This is a genomic window from Brumimicrobium salinarum, from assembly GCF_002844555.1.
In the GTDB taxonomy this organism is placed as follows: Bacteria; Bacteroidota; Bacteroidia; order Flavobacteriales_D; family Crocinitomicaceae; genus Brumimicrobium; species Brumimicrobium salinarum.
This window is the reverse complement of the sequence record NZ_PJNI01000069.1, coordinates 1-544: the sequence shown is the minus strand read 5'-3', so window position 1 is coordinate 544 and position 544 is coordinate 1. Positions and strand designations below refer to the sequence as shown.

Here is a 544-nt window from a genome sequence, read left to right as displayed (position 1 = left end):
GCCATCCGCAAAATTCACATTACCCCATGCTGCTGTAAAAGAAACATGTGTTGAATTTGGCGGAGCTGCAATATGATTCACCGGAACAAGATCTTCGATCGTGATTTCCCCAGTCGAGGTATCCAATGCTATTGGACGATATAAAATCGCATTCAACATTGAACGGTTGTTGAAGTTAAACCCTTTCAACAAATCCTTTGCAGGCTGATTCTGAATCGCTACACCAACTGAACGTTGTCCACGATCACTCGTAGTATCCAGTTTGCGTATATCAGACATCAATCGTGTTAACCTGGAGGTTATACGATTATCTGCTGCACGCATCATCAGTGGACGGAAAGCATCTCTCAAAGTCTTCCCAGACGTTGCGGCCAACCCGAACTCACTTCCGTTCTCTCGTGTTCTTGCAAACGCAGGATCCTTTTTGATTCTATCTCCATCAACACCACCTTTCTCACGTGCCAAATAGCCATCTTTAGACTTGTAGAAGGATAAATCCCCAATCTTACCCGTAAGCTTGATTATTCCTTTTTGTCTTGCCATG

1 protein-coding gene is annotated in these 544 nt (G+C 43.9%); it reads right to left on the bottom strand.

Annotation, left to right across the window (positions count from 1 at the left end; all coding sequences use genetic code 11):
- Positions 1 to 544 (bottom strand): hypothetical protein (locus tag CW751_RS15515; RefSeq protein ID WP_101335851.1); only part of this gene is annotated, 544 nt, incomplete at both ends.